This is a genomic window from Protofrankia sp. Cas8, from assembly GCF_963555845.1.
In the GTDB taxonomy this organism is placed as follows: Bacteria; Actinomycetota; Actinomycetes; order Frankiales; family Frankiaceae; genus Protofrankia.
On sequence record NZ_CAUVXI010000231.1, the window covers coordinates 7792 to 8532 of the forward strand.

The 741-nt window shown below is 69.9% G+C and carries 1 protein-coding gene; it reads right to left on the bottom strand.

Annotated elements, in window-relative coordinates:
* On the bottom strand, positions 1-741 hold a 741-nt coding region (locus tag U9977_RS23405), incomplete at both ends, for an alpha-(1->3)-arabinofuranosyltransferase domain-containing protein (RefSeq protein WP_322751443.1).

A 741-nucleotide genomic window follows, 5' to 3' on the forward strand; every position in this document is an offset into this window, starting at 1 on the left:
TAGAAGTACCAGTTGCCCAGGCCGCGTAGTACCTCCGACGCCTGCGAGGCGCTCGCCACCGTCTTGAGCGTCTCGCTGTAGGCAAGGATGTCCACGCCGTAGCCGGCCTGGGTGACCAGACCCGCGATCCACCAGGCCGAGCACAGCACGACCAGCACACCGGTACGGACGATCATGCCCAGCGCGGGGCCGAGCCGGACCTCCCGGGTCCCCCACAGGGCAAAGGGCAGCCAGAGCATCGGCGCCAGCAGCACGAAGATCAGGCTGGCCGCGTTGCTGCTGCCGACCAGCGCGACGGTGACACCGAACGCGGCCGGCCAGCGCCAGCCGTCCGGCAGCCAGGCCGCGCGGCCGCCCCGGGCCTCGCGCAGCCCGCGGACGGTGATCCCGAGCAGCCAGCCCAGGCCCGTGTACGGCAGCAGGATCGCCGACATCCGAGCCTCGTACTCCAGGACATAGGGGCTCAACATGTAGGCGACCGCGGCGACGAAGGCGGGCCTGTTCGGCCACCGAAACGACCGCATGCAGAACAACACGCCCGCGCCGGCCAGGAACAGCACCGAGCCGGTCCACAGCCGCTGGGCGACCCAGGCGGGCAGACCGACGAGGTCGACGAGCCAGAAGAAGGCGCCCTGCGGGAGGAGGAAACCGATGTTCTGGTGGGTGACCGCACCCATCCCGATGTTCGGGGCCCACATGATCCCCGCATGGCTGATCAGCCGTTGCGGGTCGATGTACAGG